Below are 248 nucleotides of genomic sequence, written 5' to 3' on the forward strand. Positions count from 1 at the left end.
AGCGATACAGTTTCTGGTTGTCGCCGGTCATGCTCCAGTGGATGTCATCTCCACGCGGCGCTTCAGCAAAGCCCAGTGCGAAACGGTGAGGAATGTAGGTAAAGCCTTCCACCATCAGCGGGCCGCCCGGCAGGTTATCCAGACCAAAGTCGATCATATTCAGTGCGGTATAGACTTCATTAATACGAACTTTCAGACGAGAAATAACGTCGCAGCCTTGCTCGCTATGAACTTCCATCGGCAGCAGA

1 pseudogene is annotated in these 248 nt (G+C 52.4%); it reads right to left on the reverse strand.

The features are described from left to right. Positions 1-248 (reverse strand): annotated as a pseudogene (gene hycE / locus FDX22_RS22280) (hydrogenase large subunit); the annotation flags it as partial.

This window comes from Citrobacter sp. TBCS-14 (assembly GCF_005280805.1).
Taxonomy (GTDB): domain Bacteria; phylum Pseudomonadota; class Gammaproteobacteria; order Enterobacterales; family Enterobacteriaceae; genus Citrobacter; species Citrobacter gillenii.